Below are 17,902 nucleotides of genomic sequence, written 5' to 3' on the forward strand. Positions count from 1 at the left end.
AGGGCGGGTGCGGGCGGAGGTTCCCGGCCCCCGGCAGGCCCGGGCCGGGGCCGCCCCGGCCCGGCCGGCTTCTTCCCGGGCGGCGGAGATCCGCGACCGGCGGCCGGTCCGGGCGGGCGAGCTCAGCGTGTCGCCGCCGGCTCGGGGCGGGACGCGGCCGCGCCTTTCCGACACGACCTGCCCACCCTGGGCGGGGGTTCAATCCGCGAACGCGGCCACGTACGACGCCACGCACGGCTCCGGGGTGGCCGGTGAGGTGACGACGTGGCCGTCGACGGTCACCGGCGGGTCGAGCGGCACCTGGAGCAGCCGCTCGGAGCGGGCCCCGTCGAACTGCTCGGCCGGCATCAGCGTCCAGCCCCCGGGGTCCCGGCCCACCTCGAACAGCACGTTGAGCACGTCCCCGGCAGGCGGCCGCAGCGGGGCCACGGGCAGGGCGGCGAGGATCGCGTCGTGCATCGGCGGGTCACCGGCGCGGGCGGGAACCCGCAGGCCGTGCGGATCGAGGTCGTGCAGGCTGACCGCGGGCTTGCGGGCGGCGGGGTGCTCACGCGCGAGCACTGCGTGCAGCGGCTCGGACCAGGCGCGCACGACCGTCATCGCCGCGGAGGTGAACGCTCCCCGCACCAGTGCGAGGTCCAGCTCGCCGTCGCGGACGGCGTCGAGTCGCGCGGCCACCGGCAGGTCGACCAGTTTCGGCTCGGCGGGGCGTTCGCCCTCGCCGAGTCGGCCCAGCGCCCGGTCGAGCCGCCGGGTGACGCAGGACGCGACCCCGATCCGCAGGACGGCCGCCGGTTCTGCGGCGACCACCCGCACGCGGGCCGCCGCGGCGAGGGTCCTACGGGCCTCGGCGAGCACCCGTTCGCCCGCCGGGGTGAGCCGTACCCGGCGTGAGGTGCGGTCGAGCAGGCCCGCTCCGAGCTCGCGTTCGAGCCGGGCGACCTGCTGGCTCACCGCCGGCTGCACGATGCCCAGCCGTTGCGCCGCACGCCCGAAGTGCAGCTCCTCGGCGACGGTCACGAAGTACTGCAGCGCCCTCAGTTCCATCTGCCTGATCTATCACACGATGTGATCGCTGCCGGGCGTTTGTGGTCATTGTTCGCGTAGCCCGCTCCCGCTGTGATGGGTACGAGCCCGCCGGAGCGGTCCTCCTGTCCGCTGGAGGCCGCGACGCGCGGGAGACGCGAACGGAGAACAGAGTGAGCACCACAACCCTCGGCGTCATCGGCACCGGCATGGTCGGCCTCGGGGCCGCCCGCCGCGCCGTCGACGCCGGCCTGAACGTCGTCCTGAGCAACTCACGCGGCCCCGAGACGCTGGCCGGTACCGTCGCGGAGCTCGGCCGGCGGGCCCGCGCGGCCGCCCCGGCCGAAGCGGCGAGCGCCGGTGACCTGGTCATCGCCTCCGTGCCGCTGGCCGCCCACGAGCGGCTGCCCCGGGCGGAGCTCGCCGGCAAGACCGTGATCGACCCGATGAACTACGCGCCGCATCCCGGCTTCGCAGTGCCGGAACTCGACAGCGACGAGCTGACCTCCAGCGAACTGGTGCAGCGCCACCTCGCGGATGCCCGGGTGGTGAAGGCGTTGCACAACATCGGCCCCAAGCAGTTGTTGGAGCTGTTCCGCCCGGCCGGGGCCCCCGACCGCACCGCGGTGCCGCTTTCCGGCGACGCCCCGGACGCCAAGGAGGAGGTGGCCGACCTGCTGGACGTCCTGGGCTTCGACGCGGTGGACCTCGGCACACTGGCCGACAGCTGGCGCAGCGAACCCAACACCCCGTTGTACGCCCTCCCGTACGTGGGACGACCGCCGTCCGGCCTCACTCCCGGGGAATTCGTGGCCTGGGTCCAGCAGGCGCCCGGTGTGCCCGTGTCCGCCGCCCGGATCGAGGAGCTCGCCGACACAGTGCGGGGGCCCGCGGGTTTCCGGATGTCCTAGCGGGTGATCCGCCCCGGCGACGCGGCCGGGCGTCCGCCCGCCCTCTCCGCGGCTCCCCTGCGGGCGCTACGGCAGGGGGCGGGCCCGGCTGCCGCAGCGTCCCGGCCGCCGCGCGCCGCGCCCGCCGGGAGAGCGACGTTCCGACCGACTCGGCCGGATTCGCACCCTTGGTAACGTACGTGCCATGCGAACGCCAGCTCCCCCTCGCGGCCCCCTCGTCGGCCGGCGGCACGAGAGCGACCGCATCGAGGAGCTGACCGGGTCCGCACGGGCGGGCCGGGGCGGAGCACTGGTCCTGCGCGGCGAGGCGGGCATCGGCAAGAGCGCCCTGCTGGACCACGCCCGCGACGCCGCCTCCGGGTTCCGGGTCGTCCACGTGTCCGGGTCCCAGTACGAGGCGGAACTGCCGTTCGCCGCCCTGCACCAGCTGTGCCTGCCGGTGCTGGGACACCTCGACCAGCTGCCCGCCCAGCACCGCGAGCCCCTCCTGGCCGCGTTCGGGACGGCGACGGGAACCCCGGACGTGTTCCGTGTCGGACTGGCGGCCCTGGGGCTGCTGGCGGCCGCGGCGCGGGAGCGCCCGCTGCTGTGCCTGGTCGAGGACGCCCAGTGGCTGGACTCGGCCTCGACCAGGGTCCTGGCCTTCCTCGCGCGCCGGGTCGCCGCCGAGCCGGTCGCCCTGGTGTTCGGGGTGCGGCTGCCCTGCCCGGCCGGGGAGCTGGACGACCTGCCGGGCCTGACCGTCGAGGGGCTGGCCGACGCCGACGCGCGGACGCTGCTCGCGTCGCTGAGCCACGAGGTGCTGGACGAGCAGGTCCGGGAGCGGATCGTGGCCGAGGCGCGCGGGAACCCCCTGGCACTGCTCGCCCTGCCCAGGGCCGGCGGTTTCGCGCCGCCGGACGCGTCCTCGGTGACGACCCGTGTCGAGCTGGGCTTCCGGGAGGCGCTGGCCGGCCTGTCCGCCGGGGCGCGGCGGCTGCTGACGGTCGCGAGCGCCGACCCGACGGGCGACCCCGGGCTGCTGTGGCCGGCCGCGCAGCGGCTGGGCATCGACCTGCCGACCGCCGGCGCCGCCGCCTCCGCCACCGGGCTCGTGGAGTTCGGCACCCGCATCCGCTTCTACCACCCGCTGGCCCGGACGGCGGTCTACCGGTCGGCGGAGGCGGACGAGCGCCGGCTGGCCCACCGCACGCTCGCCGAGGTCACCGACCCGGTCGTCGACCCGGACCGGCGCGCCTGGCACCGCGCCCAGGCGAGCGCGGGACCCGACGACGGCGTCGCCGACGAGCTGGAGCGCTCGGCGTCGCGCGCCGAGGCCCGTGGCGGGGCCGTGGCCGCCGCGGCGTTCCTCGAACGTGCGGCGGAGCTGACGCTGGACGCCGACCGGCGGGTCGGACGGACCCTCGCGGCGGCGCGGGCCGCGCTCTCCACAGGCGACGCCGACCGGGCCGCGCGACTGCTCACGGCCGTGGACGGCTCGGGCCCGGACGAGCTCCGGAACGCCGAGGCCGACCTGCTGCGGGGGCAGATCGCCTTCGTGCGCCCGGGCGACGGCGACGGCCCGGTGTTCATGCTGCGCGCCGCGCGCCGGCTCGCGCCCCTGGACCCCGCCCGGTCCCGTGAGAGCTACCTGGAGGCGCTGGAGATGGGCCTGCTCGTCGGCCGGGCGAGCGGTGTGATGGACACGGTTCTGGCCGCGGCGCAGGACTCCGCGCCGCCCCCGCACGGGCCCGACGCCCTGGACGCGCTGACCGTGCTGGCCGCCCAGGGGCACCGCGCGGCGGTCCCCCTCGTCCGCGAGGCCCTCGACGGAGCCGGCGGGGCGCTGTGGACCCGGCACCCGGCGCTCGCGGTCACGCTGGCGGCCGAGCTGTGGGACCCGCACACCCACGCGACGATCATCGAGTGGCTGATGAAGAACGGCCGCGAGTCGGGGTCGCCGCTCGTGCTGCGCCTCGGTCTGGCGCAGGCGGCCTCCGGCGCCGCGCTGGCGGGCGACCTGGACCGGGCGATGGCCGCGATCGCCGAGGAGGAGGCGATCGCCGACGCGACCGGCGCCCCCTCGATCACCTACCACCGGTTGCAGCTGGCGGCGATGCGCGGCCGCCGCGAGGAGGCGTTCGCTCTGTTCGGGACCGCCACGGCAGCGGCGGCGACGCAGGGCGTGGGGCAGCTGGTCGCCAACGTCCACTGGGCCGGGGCGGTGCTGCACAACGGCCTGGCCGACTACCGGGCCGCGCTGGCCGAGGCCCGGCGGGCCGTCGCCCACGGGGACCTCTTCATCGCCGGGTTCTCCCTGCCCGAGCTGGTGGAGGCCGCCGTGCGGTGCGGCGAGCGCGAAGCGGCGGCCGAGGCGCTGGCGTCGCTGACCGAACGGACCCGGGCGAGCGGGACGGCGACGGGCCTGGGCGTGGCGGCCTACGTCCGGGGACTGGTGAGCGGCGCCGAGGACGACTACCGGGAGGCCGTCGAACTCCTCGCGGACAGTCCGCTGCTCCCCTACCGGGCCAGGGCCCACCTCCTGTACGGGGAGTGGCTGCGGCGCGAGGGGCGCCGCCGGGACTGCCGTCCGCACCTGCGCACGGCGCACGCGCTGCTCTCCGGCGCGGGGCTGGAGGCGTTCGCCCGGCGGGCCGCCGACGAGCTGCGGGCCACGGGAGAGACGGCCCGCAGCCGCTCCGGGCACACCCGCGACCGGCTCACGATGCAGGAGCTCCACATCGCCCGCCTGGTCGCCACCGGCGCGACGTCCAACGAGGTGGCGGCCCGGCTGTTCATCAGCCCGCGCACCGTCGACGCCCATCTGCGCAACATCTTCCGCAAGCTGGGGCTCACCTCCCGCCGACAGCTCAAGGACCTGCCCGACCTGTCCCCGTCCGCGTAGGGCCGGTTCCTCCGCGCGGGGCGGAGAAGGCGTCTCACAGGCGGGGCATCGTCACCACCCCGAGGAAGACGGCGACGTCGGTGCCCGCCTCGAACGTGTGGTCCGCGGTGTTCCCGATCCGCGCCGATCCCCCTGCGTCGACGCGCAGGTCCGACGAGCCGGACCGGACGAGGAGCTGGCCCTGGAGGACGTGGGCCATGGTCTCGGGTGCGCCCGCGGCGGGAGAGACGTGGTAGCGGTCGCCCCCGACCAGATGCCACTTCCACATCTCGACGAACACCTGGCTCGTCTGGACCGCCTGCAGGAGGCTCGCCCAACTCCCGTTCGGCGTCGACCACACCTCGACCCCCTCGGGCGGGCCCTCCCCCAGCACGCCGGCGAGCGCCGGGAACGTCGTGCCCAGCGCGGAGGCGATCCTGTCGACCGTCGCGATGCTCGGGTTGGCCTGGCCCAGTTCGATCTGCGTGAGCATCCGCCGGCTCACACCGCTGAGTTCGGCGAGCTTCACCACGCTCAGGTCCTTGCCCTGCCGTACCGCACGGATGCGGTTGCCCAGGAGGACGACCACCTCGGGTCGGATCTGCTCGGTCATGCGCTCCTCAGCCGGTGTCTCGGGACGGATCCAAGGTGAGCACTATAATGCTCACGCGTGCTTGTTCGGTTGCCGGGCCGGCCCGTCCGCCGTGTGCACAGACGAAGCTGAGAGGCGCGAATGACCCGCAAGCACGTGACTCCCCCGCCCCGGAAGACGGGTACGCCGCAGGCCAGGGCCAGAATCCTACGGTGGCAGCTCGCCTACGGCACCCTCGGCGTGCCGCAGGCCGCCGCGCCCATCGCCTTCGGCCTGGTGGCACTCCCCCTCACCGGCTCGGTCGAGTCCGGCGCCACGATGGTCTTCGCCATGACCACGGCCCAGGTCCTGGGCGCCGTCCCCGTCTCGCGCCTGGGCAGGCGGTTCAACAGTGTGCACTACCTTCGGGCCCTGATCGCCGTGCGCACGATCGCCCTCGCCGCGGTCACCGTGCTGGCGGCCGTGGGGGCCCCGTTCGCGTTCCTCGTCGCCGCGGTCGTCGCCGCGGGCCTGGTCAACGGAGCCGCCTACGGCTACCAGCGGCTCCTCCTCAACCACCTGGTCTCTCCGGGAGGGCTGCCCCGGGCACTGGGCGTGGCCGCGACGCTCAACGAGATCAACTTCGTGCTGTCCCCCGTGCTCGCGTCCCTGCTCGGCGCGGTCTCGCCCGTCGGGGCGATGGCGGCGATCACCGTGCTCGGGGTGGGGCCCATGCTCCTGCTTCCCCCGATTCCGCAGGCGCGCGGACCGGAGGACGGCCGGCCCGGCGGCACGGGCGGGCGGGTCCCCGCCGAGGTGCTCCTCTGGCTGTTCTGCGCGGCCGCGGGGGGCGCAGCGGTCGCGGCCGTCGAGGTCGGTGCCGTGTCGTTCGCCCTCTCCTTCGGGCTCGCCCCGGGCTGGGCGTTCCTGTTCGCCTCGGTCCTGTGCGTCGGCGCCGTGACCGGCGGCGTCTGGGTCAGCCTCCGCAACCGCGTGCCGGAGCGCTGGAAGGTCGCCTTCTTCCTCGTGATGAGCACCGCGGCCTCCGGCGTGATCCTCGCCGGAGGGCACATCGCCCCGACTCTCGCGGGAGCGGCGGTCCTGGGGTTCTTCCTGCCGCTCCTGGGGACGTTCTACTCGCTGGTCGTCGACGAACTCGCACCGCCCGGACGCCGTGCGGAGATGTTCGCCCTCCTGCGCACGGCGAACTCGCTCGGCGTCATCGCCACCAGCGGCCTGCTCGCCCTCCAGGGGTTGCCGACCGCGCTCCTCGGCAGTGCGGCGCTCCTGCTGCTCGCGTCGTGCCTGGCCGCGCTCCACGCCGTCCTGGTCCGCCGTGGACGCCGGCCCCAGCCCCTGACGCACGTCGACGGCCGCGAGGATGCCATCGCCTGAGGTCGCGGGGACACCGACGGACACGGGCCGCCGGGCTTTCGGCCGACCGGCTCCGCGCCGGGGGCCGGTTGTCGCCGGCCGCGGGGATGACAGGGCCTGCGGCCACGCAGGTGTCGGTGTGCTCGCGGGTCGGAGCATCATTCCGTCGACGGTCACCAGAGCCGGAGGAGGGCAGCGGCGCCGCGTCGGCCCGCGCCCTGTTTCTCCGGGGCTCCGGGGCCCCGGGAGAACCGTCTACGTAGGTATCGCCGACGCGAGGGCGCCCCGTTCCGCGGGATGTTCGTCCCATGGAACGTCGCACAGCTCTCAAGGTCCTCGGTATCGGCATCGGCGGGGCGTTCGCCCTCGCCGGGGGCGGCCTCGGCGTCTACTACGCCGCCGCGAAGCGGGACACCGCCGGGAGGATCGGCTTCGACTCGGCGCTGGCCGTCCCTCCCCTGGCCGGGTCCGCGCCCGGCGAGGCGGGGTCCCGGGTGTTCACGCTCGGTCTCCGGTCGGGCGAGACGGCGTTCAAGGAGGGGGCGGCCACCCGCACCTGGGGCGTGAACGGCGCCTACCTCGGCCCCACGGTCCGCGCCCGCCGCGGCGAGGAGGTCGCGTTCGCGGTGCGCAACGAACTGGACCAGGAGACCTCGCTCCACTGGCACGGCATGCACCTGCCCGCGGCCATGGACGGCGGACCGCACCAGACCGTCGCCCCCGGCGGTACGTGGGAGCCGCGGTGGAGGATCGACCAGCAGGCGGCGACGCTCTGGTACCACCCCCACGTGCACGGGGCGACCGGAGACCACACGTACCGGGGCCTGACCGGGCTGTTCATCGTCGACGACGACGCGACCGACGCGCTGAACCTGCCCTCGGAGTACGGCGTCGACGACATCCCGATGATCGTCCAGGACCGCGCGTTCGACCGGGACAACCAGTTCGAGGAGAGGATCCCGCTGGCGGGCTCGCTGGGCGTGATCGGTGACGAGATCCTCGTCAACGGCACGCTGGGCCCGTACTTCGACGTCACGACCGGGCTCGTGCGGCTGCGACTGCTCAACGGGTCCAACGCCCGCCTGTACAACTTCGGTTTCTCGGACGACCGGGCCTTCTCGCTCGTGGCCACCGACGGCGGCCTGCTCGCCGAGCCGTGGGAGACCGACCGCCTGCACCTGTCGCCGGGTGAACGGGCGGAGATCGTCGTGGCCTTCGAGCCCGGCGAGACCGTCGACCTGCGCTCCTACCCCTCACCGGAGTACGGCGGGGCGTCGGGGAGGCTCGACGGCTTCGCGGACCTGCTCGACATCTGCCGGTTCAGGGCCGCCGACACCCTGTCCGACGACACCGAGGTCCCCGCGGTGCTCGGCGCAGCGCCGGATCTGGCCGCCGAGGCGGTGGCGCAGGAGCGCTCCTTCGTGCTCGCCTCGGACCGGATCAACGACCGCTCGATGGCGATGGACCGCATCGACTTCGGCGTCCGCGAGGGCACCGTGGAGGTGTGGGAGGTGACCAACGACAACGGCTACCTGCACAACTTCCACGTCCACGACGTCCAGTTCCAGGTCCTGACGGTCGACGGCGAGACCCCGCCGCCCCACCTGCGGGGCTGGAAGGACACGGTCATGGTGGCCCAGGGCAGGCGCTACCGGCTCGCGATGCGCTTCGGCGGCCACACCGACCCGAACATGCCGTACATGTACCACTGCCACCTGCTGCAGCACGAGGACGACGGGATGATGGGCCAGTTCGTCGTGCTGGGCGAGGGCGAGGAGGTCGGCGCGGTGCCGGCTGCGCACGACCACGCCTGAGGGGCGCGCTGCGCGATGGCCGCCGTCGGGGCGGCCGGCCCGTCGCCGGAGGGGCGCCCGCGGAACCGTACGCGCACGCGCCGACGCCCGAGGCGTGCGGCACCCGCACACGGTCCGGTTCTCCCGAAGCCGCGGTGAGCCGCACAGCAGTCCGGTGGGTCGCCGCACCCGACCCCGTGGCCGCGCCGCGGGCGGGTGTCGGCGGACGGCGGTAGCGGTGATTCCTTTTCAGGTCGGGTTTTCGGAATTCCGTGTGCTGACAACCCATCGAGGCTTTGTCGCAGCGAATAACGGAATTCCCTGCGGCGGAGCCCCTGCCGTGATCATCGCGACCCGTGGCGGGCGATTCCGCCCGCCGAAGCACCGGCGCCGGACGCATGCCCCCAGGCCGGCCGCGCCGGGCCGTCCGGCCGTCCCTCGCCCCTCACAGCGCCGTCCGCCGGAGGGACACAGGGCTCGTCGCGCCGCGAGTCGCTCTGACACAGATCGTCAACTGATTGATTCTCCCGGGGCTGGCCGCCACCCCGGTCCTGCGTAGGATTTCAAGAAGTCGGCAGTACGTTATTTGCGTATTTGACCCACTGCCGCGCCGAGCGTTCCGTTTTATCGACGACAGAAGGAAGCACACACTATGCGCGCCCTCGTGGTCGCTCACGGCGAGGCCGGTCCCATCCGGTTCGCCGATGTCGATGAGCCCGTACCGTCCACCGGTGAGGCGCTGGTGGAGATACGGCACATCGGCCTCAACTTCGGAGAGCTGAATTACGTGCACCAGTGGCCGGCCGGCGCCGTGCACGGTCACGACGCGGCCGGCGTCGTGGTGCGCGCCGCATCCGACGGCTCGGGGCCGCCCGAAGGTACGCGCGTCGCGCTGGGAATGACCCCCCACGCGTGGGCGGAGCGTGTGGCGGTCGACCCGGCCTCGCTCGGCGCCGTTCCCGAGGGGGTGGACCTGGCCGACGCCGCCGCGCTGGGGATCGCCGGAGTCACCGCGTTCCGGGTGCTGCGCAAGCGCTCCCTGCTGGCGCGCAACGTCCTGGTCACCGGCGCCAGCGGGGGCGTGGGGCACTTCGCCGTCCAGCTGGCGGCGCTGGCGGGCGCCCGGGTGACGGCACTCGTCGGTTCGCCGGACCGGGCCGCCGGACTGCGCGAACTCGGCGCCGACGAGGTCCTGACCGACCTGGCCGAGACCGGGGACCGGTTCGACCTCGTCCTGGACACGGTCGGCGGGCCGCTGGTGGCCCGGGCGTGGAACTCGCTCGCCGAGGGCGGCACCATCCACGTGGTCGGTTACTCCTCGGGGCAGGAGACCACGTTCCCGCCAGGGGCCCTGTTCGGCTTCGGTGAACCCCGCAGCATCGCCACCTACGGCGACATGACACCGACCAGCGGGGAACTGGCGGACCTGCTGGGCCTCATGGCCGCCGGGAGGCTCTCGGCGCCGGTCGGCCTGCGAGGCGACTGGCGGGACGTGGACGACGCCGTCCAGGCGCTGTTCGCGCGGAAGGTGCACGGAAAGGTCGTTCTCGACGTGGCCTGAAGCTGTGAACGAAGGAACGTGCGCCGTCGCCCGTCGGCGGGCGGTCCGCGGCGCGGACGAGAATGGACCCATGGACGTGTTGGCGGAGGTCTTGCGTGTCTCGGGTTCGCGTGGGGCACTCGGGGTCATGGTGAAGGCCGGAGGAACCTGGGGCCTGTGGCTGGACGCCTCTCCGGGAGCGACACTGCACGTGGTCTCTCGCGGCACGGTGTGGCTGCACGCCTCAGGCGAGAAACCTCTTCGGGTGCAGGCCGGAGACGCCGTCCTGGTGCCGCCGGGCACCGCGCACGGGATAGCCGGCGGCGCCGGCGTGACCATGGGTTCCTGCGACCGTGAGGCGGCGGCCCGGTCTTTCGGCGACGGCCGGGCCCTGCGGCTGGGCTCGGAGCCGGCACAGGCGGAGGTGATCGTCCTGCACTATGAGCAGGACCCGGAGGTGAGCACACCGGTGCTCACCTCCCTGGCCCGGCCGATGCACGTCACAGCCCGCCAGAACACGCAGTTCGGGAGGACCGCCGAACTTCTCGCCGAGGAGCTCGCACAGCCGCAGATCGGCACCGCCGCCGCCGTCAACAGCATCGTCGACCTCCTGCTCGTCCAGTTCGTACGCGCCTGGCTGGAGCGCCATCCGGAGGCGCGGTCCGGCTCATGGCTGGGAGCGATGCGTGATCCGGTCGTGCGCGACGCCCTGGCACGCGTCCACGCCCAACCGGAACGCCCCTGGACCACGGAGGCCCTGGCCGTCGCGACGAGCGTCTCCCGGGCGACGCTGTCCAGGCGTTTCCGGTCCGCCCTCGGACAGACGCCGGGCGCGTACGTGACGCAGTGGCGCATCGACCTGGCGTCCGTCCGGCTCCGCGACACCGACGAGCCGGTCGAGTCGATCTCCGGCGCGGTGGGCTACGCCTCGCCGCACGCCTTCAGCCGTGCCTTCAGACGTGCCCGGGGCACGGCCCCCGGGGAGTACCGTTCCCGGTTTCGCCGGTGATCGCGGGTAGGAGGTCACCGGCGACACCTGCGCACGGGTGCGGTCCGGCCGTCCCCGGGCCGGGGCCCGGACGGACACGCCCTACCCCGGGGGCGCCGGCGACAGCGCCGGAGGCGTGCGCACGCCGAACTCGTGGCGCAACGCCGACCTGGCGGCCAGGTGGCCCCCCATGCCGTGCACACCGGGTCCGGGCGGGGCGGACGCCGAGCACAGGTAGACGCCGCGCAGAGGGGTGCGGTGCGGGTCCCAGCGGGGCACGGGCCGCAGCAGCGTCTGCCTGAGGGTCATCGCACCGGAGGCGATGTCGCCGCCCACGTAGTTGGGGTTGTACCGCTCCAGGTCGGCCGCGCTCCGGGAGCTCCGCGCCACCACGGTGTCGGCGAACCCGGGCGCGTACCGCTCGATGCGGGCGGTCACGAGCTCGGCGGGGTCGGCGGGGTCCCCGTGGGGCACGTGCGCGTAGGCCCACACCGGCCGGTGCCCCCCGGCGCCCACGCGCCCGGGGTCGGCCGCGGCCGGGTCCACGACCAGGACGAACGGCACCTCCCCCGGCCTGCCCCGGGCCACCAGGGACTCCTGCCGGAACACGGTCCCCTGGCGGCCCCCGAGGTGGACCGTCCCCGCCGCCCCCACCTCCGGGTTCGCCCAGGGGATCGGCTCCGAGGTGAGGAAGTCGACCTTGGCGGCCCCGGGGCCGTACCGGAAGGCGCGCAGGCCCGCGCGGTAGGCGCCGGGCAGCAGCGGGCCCGCGATCCTCAGGAACTCCTTCGGGGACAGGTCCAGGAACACGGCCCGCGCGCCTCGGACCTGTCTGAGGTCGTCGACCCGCTGCCCGGTGGCGAGGGTTCCGCCGTGGGCCCGGACGTCGGCCGCCATCGCCTCGGCGATCCGCGCGCTCCCGCCGCGCGGGACCGGCCAGCCGGAGCCGTGGGCGAGATGGCCCAGCAGGAGGGCGACCGCGGCCGAGGAGGGCGTGGGCATGCGGCCGACCACGTGGGCGCCCACCCCGGCGAGCAGCGCCGCGGCCTCCGGCCCCGCGAAGGCGTGCCGGGCCAACGGGGTGCCGTGGCGCAGCATGCCCAGCCCCAGCAGCAGCGGGGCGCGCAGGTCGGCGGGGAGGCTGCGCTGCCGGCCCAGTGCGAAGTCCACCACCGCGCGGCTGTGCTCCAGCAGCGGTCCCATCAGCGCCCGCCAGGCTCGCCCGTCACGGCCCAGGCCCGCGCAGGCGGCGTCGAGGTCGTGGTGGGCCAGCGCCGCCCGGCCGCCCTCCAACGGGTGCGCGTAGCTGATCCGCGGCGTGAGCAGCTCCACCCCCCGGGCCGCCAGGTCGAACTCGCGGAAGAACGCGGACGCCGCCGCCATCGGGTGCACTGCCGAGCAGATGTCGTGCACCACGTCGTCACGGAACAGCGGCGAGGTGCGCAGGCCGCCGCCGATGTCCTCCGCCGCCTCGTACACGGTCACGGACAGGCCCGCCCGGGCCATGGTGACCGCTGCGGCCAGGCCGTTGGGCCCGCTCCCCACCACGGCGACGTCCTCGCTCATGCCTTCCCCTTCCACACCCCGGCGGCCTTCAGGCGCCGGGTTCGTAGACGTAGGGCCGGGTCCAGGTCACCGGCTCGAAGCCGCGCCTGCGCAGCGTGGGCTCCGAGGTCGGCAGGGCGTCGACCAGGACGTGGGTGCGCCCCCGCTCCCTTGCCTCCCTCAGCCTGCTGCCGACCAGCGCGGTGAACAGGCCCCGCTTGCGGTGCTCGGGCCGGGTGCGCCCGCCCGCCAGCTCGGCGTAGGGGCCGCCCGGCCGCAGGTGGATCCGGCCGCAGGCCGCGGGGCGGCCGTCCTCGTAGGCGATGTGGACGCTCATCGCCTCCGGTGCCCTCCGCAGACCCTCGGCGAGCCTGCGCCGCTCCTGCTCCACGTCGCGCCGGCCGAGGGCGGCGGCGATCCCGGCGTAGTCGTCCAGGCCCCGCTCGTCCACGACGCGCCGGATGTCGCGCCCCTGCGGGTCGAAGGCCGCCGGGTCGGCCCCCTCGACCGCCAGCGCCAGCACGCTCTCCCGGTCGTCGGGCTCGAAACCCGCGGCTGTGAGCCGCTCGCCCAGGTCGGCGGGGGTGTCGTGGCCGTAGACCTTCCACTCCAGGGTGTAGGGCGTCCGGCGCGCGAGGTCGACCTCCTCCCGGATGACCCCGTCGAGTTCCCCGGGGGCGCAGCGCGCGTAGACGATCCGGCGCTCGGAACCGTCCGCCGCGTGCTCGCGGACGACGCCTCCCCGGCCGGTGCTGTCCCCCGAGGCCCGGCGCTCGCCGTCGAGCCCCGCCAACAGGTCGTGGTCACTCATACGGGGTTTCCTCACGGTCCAGGATCCGGGCCACCGGCCGGTTGCCGGCCATGGCGTCGAGAATAGGGCAGAGGCCTTCCAGCAGGCCCCGGGCGCGCTCCGCGCGGAAGATCTCGCTGTTGCAGGTCAGGGCGAGCTCCGGTTTCCCGTCGGAGGGTACGAAGGCGAACAACAGGTCGGCCTCCTTCGGGCGCCGCGGCAGCTCCCGGGCCGCGAAGGAGACGCCGCCTGCGCTCGGCGCCTGCGCTCGGTCGGGCCGGTCCAGCGCCACCATGACGTCGAACAGCGGACTGCGGTCGGTGCCGCGGTCCCCAACGGTCCACGGCCACCGGCCCGGGGGGACGACTCGTCTAGGCTCGACCGGGTGAGCCACGACACCGCAGCAGAGCGGCAGTTCTACGCGCGCCTGCCCGCCACCCGGGGCGCGGCGGGTGCGCTCATCCTCTCCCCCGGCGGACAGGTGCTGCTGGTGGAGCGCGCCTACAAGCCCGACCGGCCATGGGGCCTCCCCGGCGGCATCGTCGAACACGGCGAGTCCCCGCTGGCCGCGTGCCGCCGCGAACTGGCCGAGGAACTCGGCGTCCGGGCCACCGTGACGCACCTGGCCGCCGTCGACTGGGTCCCGTCCTCCGGCGAGCGCACCGCCGCCCTCCAGTGGCTGTTCACCGCCCACCTGCCCGAGGGCGCCGAACCGCGCCTCCCCCCGGACGAGCTGTCGGGCTGGGCGTGGGTGGAACCCGGACGCCTCGGCGACCTGCTCCCCGCCCACGTGGCCCGCCGCGCCACCGCGGCCCTGGCCGCCCGGACGTCCGGCACCACCGTCTACCTCGAGCACGGCCACCACGCGCTGGAGGAGGACCGTTGACCGCGCCCGGCACCGACCGCGCCGCCGCGGTGGCCGCGGCCTTCACCGACATCGCCGAGCGCCGCGCCGGCGGCGGGTACGCGCCCGTCCACGCGGCCATGGCCACCGCCTGCGCCACCGACCCCTGCGCCCTGGACCTGGCCTCCCGGGCCGCCGACGGCCAGAACCCGCCCTCCCTGCTGCTGGGCGCGGTGCAGTACCTGCTCGCCCGCCGAGACCCCGGCCACGCGCTGGCCCGCTTCTACCCCACCCTCACCGGGCGGCCGGCCCCCGACCCGCAGGTCGACGACCCGTGGCCCGACCTGCGGGCGTTCCTCACCCGGCACCGCGACCGGATCGCGGAGATCGTCACCACCCGCCTGGTCCAGACCCACGAGGTCGGCCGGTGCTCCTACCTCTACCCGGCCCTGACCGCCGTCCGCCGCCACGCCGGCGCGCCGCTCGCCGCGATCGAGATCGGCCCCTCCGCCGGGCTCACCCTGGTCCCGGACCGCTACGCCTACTCCTACGGAGACGGGACCACCGCCGGCGCACCCGACTCCCCCCTCCTCCTGAGGAGCGAACTGCGCGGGCCCCACCGCCCCCCGCTCGACCGCGGCCCCGAGATCGCCTGGCGTGCCGGGATCGACCTCAACCCCCTCAACCTGGCCGACGCCGAGGACCGCGCCTGGCTGCGGTCCCTCGTCTGGCCGGACCACCCCGACCGCGCGGCCCGTCTGGACACCGCGTTCGCCGCCGCCCGTACCGGGGAACTCCCGACCCTCCACCGGGGCACCGCCTCCCAGCACCTGCCCGCCCTCCTCGAACAGGCTCCCGTGGACGCGGTGGTGTGCGTCTACCACACCGCCGTCACCGCGCACTTCACGTCCCGGGCGCGCGCCGAGCACCGGGACCTGCTGCGCAGGCTCTCGGAGCGCAGGCGCATCCTGTGGCTGCGCGCCGAACCCGTCGAGGAGCCGCGACTGCGGTTCACCGACCTGGACGGCGGCCTGGCCCGCACCGAGGTCGTGTTGGGCGGCTACCACCCGCACGGCGCCTGGCTGGAATGGCACCACCGGGGGTGAAGGCCGCCGGCCGGCAGTGGGCGCCTTTCGGGCAGCGGCCCTGCCGGGAAGACCGTGGCGACTGAAGTGTCCCCGGATCACACCCGAAGTCCCCGACAGGGCGAAGTGACGACAACTGAGCAGGGGCGGCATTCTCGGGGATAGGATCCCCCGTGTGACTGAGACCTCGATTCGCACCAGGTTCGCGCCTTCCCCGACCGGTATGTTCCATGTGGGCAATGCCCGGTCACTGCTGCTGAACTGGGTGGTCGCGCGACAATCCGGCGGCACCATGGTGCTGCGGATCGAGGACACCGACGCCGCCCGCTCCCGCCCCGAATGGACCGAGGGCATTCTGGCGGCGATGGCGTGGATGGGCGTGGACGCCACCCAGTACGAGGGTCCCTACTCCCAGACCGATTACGCGGACAAGCACACCGAGGCCGCCCAGCGCCTGTTGAAGGAAGGGCTGGCCTACTACTGCGACTGCGCCCGCGAGCAGGTCCAGGCCCGGCGGGACAACCCCAACCTGGGCTACGACGGGTTCTGCCGCGACCTCGGTCTGGAGACCGGGCCCGGGCGGGCGCTGCGTTTCCGCATCCCCGAGGGCGGACCGGCCGTGGTCGAGGACCGGATCCGAGGCCGGGTGGAGTTCCCGCACGAGGCCCTGGAGGACTTCGTCATCGCCCGCGGTGACGGCACCGCCCTGTTCGTCCTGGCGAACGTGGTGGACGACGTCGAGATGGGCATCACGCACGTCATTCGGGGCGAGGAGCACCTGTCCAACGCTCCCAAGCAGCAGTTGCTGTGGGAGGCGCTGGGACACACCCCGCCGGTATGGGCGCACGCCCCGGTGCTGGTGAACGACAAGCGCCAGAAGCTGTCCAAGCGGCGTGACAAGGTCGCCATGGAGTCCTACCAGGCCGAGGGCTACCTCCCCGAGGCCATGGTCAACTACCTGATGCTGCTGGGATGGGCTCCCGGCGAGGACCGCGAGATCATGCCGATCGAGGAGATGATTCCGCTCTTCGACCTGGCCGACGTCAATTCCTCCCCTGCGTTCTTCGACGAGAAGAAGCTGCGGGCCTTCAACGGCGACTACATCCGCGCCCTGGAGGCAGACGAGTTCGCCGAACGGTGCGCCCCCTACCTTGAAGGCGAGGGAGTGCCCTGGCGCGCGGAGGACTTCGACCCGGACGTGTTCGCCGTTATCGCCCCGTTGGCGCAGAGCCGCCTGACGGTGCTCAGCGAGATCGTGCCGAACGTGGACTTCCTGTTCCTGGACACCCCGGTCTTCGACGAGAAGAGCTGGTCCAAGGCCATGAAGCCCGGGATCGGCGCGGAGATGCTCACCGCGTCGATCGCGGCCTTCTCCGACAAGAGCCTGACCTGGGACGCTGAAACCCTCAAGGGAGCCCTTGAGCAGGCCGGGGCCGCCCAAGGGCTCAAGCTCGGCAAGGCTCAGGCGCCTGTACGGGTGGCGGTGACCGGTCGCACGGTCGGGCTCCCGCTGTTCGAGTCACTGGAATTGCTGGGCCGCGAGCGCACACTGGAGCGCCTGCGCGCGGCGCTGGAGCGGCTCAACGCCTGACGGGCCGAGGCCAGCCGCGAGTCCATCAGTTCCTGAGGTAGAACCTCAAGGAGTTCTGAAGCTGCGGGCCCGTCCCGTTGCCCGGTGAGCACCCAGCGGACCGGATGCGGAGGCGGGCCCTTCGCCATGTCGCGTGACCATGCGTCCAGCCACCACCATGCCTCCTCCGCCTGGTCGGGAGGCGGTTCATGGTTGATCTCGATGTCGGTGAGTGCCCGGCACAGCCGGACCTGTTGGGACAGCGGCCGCGGGTAGCACCGGGTGATCCACGCGGTGACGCGCGGGGATGTCCCCGGACAGCGGTCATCCAGTTCCTGTTTGGCCACCTCTGGAGTGAGGGTGACGGACACCTTCCGGTCCAAAGACCGTAGACGTCGTTCGTCCAGAAGGCTGTCCCCGTGCCGGGGAAGAACCGTTCGGACCTGGCCCACCAGGGCGGAGAAGCTGACCGGCAGTGCAGCTGGTTGCAGTTGGCCCAGGTACGGCTCAGCGAGGAAGCACCGCAGCGTCGAGGGTCTGACTCCCTGTTCGAGCAGGCCTGAGATGCGAGGTACTACAGACCCCGGCTCCAGCAGTTTGGGCAGGAACAGGTGCGCCGGAGGGCACCTTCCCTCGTTTAGGGCCCAGTACAGGCGGACCTGGACGGGCATGGCGTCGCGTTTGTCGGTGCCTCGCACGATCAGGGTCGTGCGCTGTTCGATGTCGTCCACGACTGTGGCCAGATGCCACAGGGCCCGCCCGTCACCGCGCATGAGCGGAACCGTCTCCTGCGCCGGGCAGAGGGCCGTGGTCGTGTTCACGGCCACCGAGGTGGTCAAGGCCTTGGGGCAGACGCCTTGTCCGGCCATGAGCTGATCCACGGCCGCCACATCGAGGCAGGGAAGTCCTCGGCGCGTCACCAGGAGACCTTGGATATCCAGCCGCTGTAAGGCCTGCTGGTACCGGTCGCCTCTCTGGCTCTGGCGGAAGACCCGCTGTTCT

At 73.9% G+C, this 17,902-nt stretch carries 14 protein-coding genes; 9 read left to right on the forward strand and 5 right to left on the reverse strand.

What is annotated here, in order from left to right; genetic code table 11:
- Positions 1-198: 198 nt before the first annotated feature.
- Positions 199-1,047, reverse strand: coding sequence for a LysR family transcriptional regulator (locus OUQ99_RS18665; protein WP_267945057.1), 849 nt, complete (start codon positions 1,045-1,047; stop codon positions 199-201).
- A 152-nt stretch (positions 1,048-1,199) separates the two neighbouring features.
- Here OUQ99_RS18665 and OUQ99_RS18670 point away from each other — a divergent pair, with 152 nt between their 5' ends.
- Positions 1,200-1,937: an NADPH-dependent F420 reductase gene (locus OUQ99_RS18670; RefSeq protein WP_267945058.1), complete on the forward strand. Its 738-nt coding sequence runs from the start codon at positions 1,200-1,202 to the stop codon at positions 1,935-1,937.
- A 184-nt stretch (positions 1,938-2,121) separates the two neighbouring features.
- The gene (locus tag OUQ99_RS18675) at positions 2,122-4,821 is read left to right on the forward strand and encodes an AAA family ATPase (protein WP_267945059.1); all 2,700 of its coding nucleotides are present in this window, start codon (positions 2,122-2,124) and stop codon (positions 4,819-4,821) included.
- Positions 4,822-4,855: 34 nt separating this feature from the next.
- On the opposite strand, the gene OUQ99_RS18680 is transcribed toward OUQ99_RS18675, so the two are convergent.
- Positions 4,856-5,413, reverse strand: a complete 558-nt coding sequence (locus tag OUQ99_RS18680) for a helix-turn-helix domain-containing protein (protein WP_267945060.1) — start codon at positions 5,411-5,413, stop codon at positions 4,856-4,858.
- Positions 5,414-5,533: 120 nt separating this feature from the next.
- On the opposite strand from OUQ99_RS18680, the gene OUQ99_RS18685 reads away from it, so the two are divergent.
- From OUQ99_RS18685 to OUQ99_RS18700, 4 genes are all read left to right on the forward strand, one after another.
- On the forward strand, positions 5,534-6,766 hold the full coding sequence (locus OUQ99_RS18685) for an MFS transporter (protein ID WP_267945061.1): 1,233 nt from the start codon (positions 5,534-5,536) through the stop codon (positions 6,764-6,766).
- 287 nt (positions 6,767-7,053) lie between these two features.
- Positions 7,054-8,559, forward strand: a complete 1,506-nt coding sequence (locus OUQ99_RS18690) for a multicopper oxidase family protein (RefSeq protein ID WP_267945062.1) — start codon at positions 7,054-7,056, stop codon at positions 8,557-8,559.
- A gap of 631 nt (positions 8,560-9,190) precedes the next feature.
- Complete coding sequence (locus tag OUQ99_RS18695) at positions 9,191-10,099, forward strand: zinc-binding dehydrogenase (RefSeq protein WP_267945063.1); 909 nt, start codon at positions 9,191-9,193, stop codon at positions 10,097-10,099.
- 70 nt (positions 10,100-10,169) lie between these two features.
- Entirely contained in the window at positions 10,170-11,087 is a 918-nt protein-coding gene (locus OUQ99_RS18700; protein WP_267945064.1) for an AraC family transcriptional regulator, read from the forward strand.
- An 81-nt stretch (positions 11,088-11,168) separates the two neighbouring features.
- Here the strand turns inward: OUQ99_RS18700 and OUQ99_RS18705 are convergent, their stop codons facing one another.
- The 3 genes from OUQ99_RS18705 to OUQ99_RS18715 are packed head-to-tail and all read right to left on the reverse strand — an operon-like array spanning position 11,169 to position 13,696.
- Complete coding sequence (locus OUQ99_RS18705; protein WP_267945065.1) at positions 11,169-12,632, reverse strand: phytoene desaturase family protein; 1,464 nt, start codon at positions 12,630-12,632, stop codon at positions 11,169-11,171.
- A gap of 28 nt (positions 12,633-12,660) precedes the next feature.
- On the reverse strand, positions 12,661-13,422 hold the full coding sequence (locus OUQ99_RS18710) for a GNAT family N-acetyltransferase (RefSeq protein ID WP_267945066.1): 762 nt from the start codon (positions 13,420-13,422) through the stop codon (positions 12,661-12,663).
- A complete protein-coding gene (locus OUQ99_RS18715) occupies positions 13,415-13,696 on the reverse strand; it encodes a hypothetical protein (RefSeq protein WP_267945067.1) in 282 nt (93 codons plus the stop codon). The genes OUQ99_RS18710 and OUQ99_RS18715 overlap by 8 nt, the downstream gene beginning before the upstream one ends.
- Positions 13,697-13,786: 90 nt before the next feature.
- Between OUQ99_RS18715 and OUQ99_RS18720 the strand changes: the two genes are divergently transcribed.
- The 3 genes from OUQ99_RS18720 to gltX all read left to right on the forward strand — a co-directional run bounded on the left by OUQ99_RS18720 (position 13,787) and on the right by gltX (position 16,921).
- A complete protein-coding gene (locus tag OUQ99_RS18720; protein WP_267945068.1) occupies positions 13,787-14,287 on the forward strand; it encodes an NUDIX domain-containing protein in 501 nt (166 codons plus the stop codon).
- Positions 14,284-15,351: a DUF2332 domain-containing protein gene (locus OUQ99_RS18725; protein ID WP_267945069.1), complete on the forward strand. Its 1,068-nt coding sequence runs from the start codon at positions 14,284-14,286 to the stop codon at positions 15,349-15,351. Before OUQ99_RS18720 ends, OUQ99_RS18725 begins: the two co-directional genes overlap by 4 nt.
- Before the next feature lie 154 nt (positions 15,352-15,505).
- Positions 15,506-16,921: a glutamate--tRNA ligase gene (gene gltX / locus OUQ99_RS18730; RefSeq protein WP_267945070.1), complete on the forward strand. Its 1,416-nt coding sequence runs from the start codon at positions 15,506-15,508 to the stop codon at positions 16,919-16,921.
- The last annotated feature ends 981 nt before the right edge of the window (positions 16,922-17,902 follow it).

It is taken from the genome of Streptomonospora nanhaiensis (genome assembly GCF_026642255.1).
Classification (GTDB): Bacteria; Actinomycetota; Actinomycetes; order Streptosporangiales; family Streptosporangiaceae; genus Nocardiopsis; species Nocardiopsis tropica.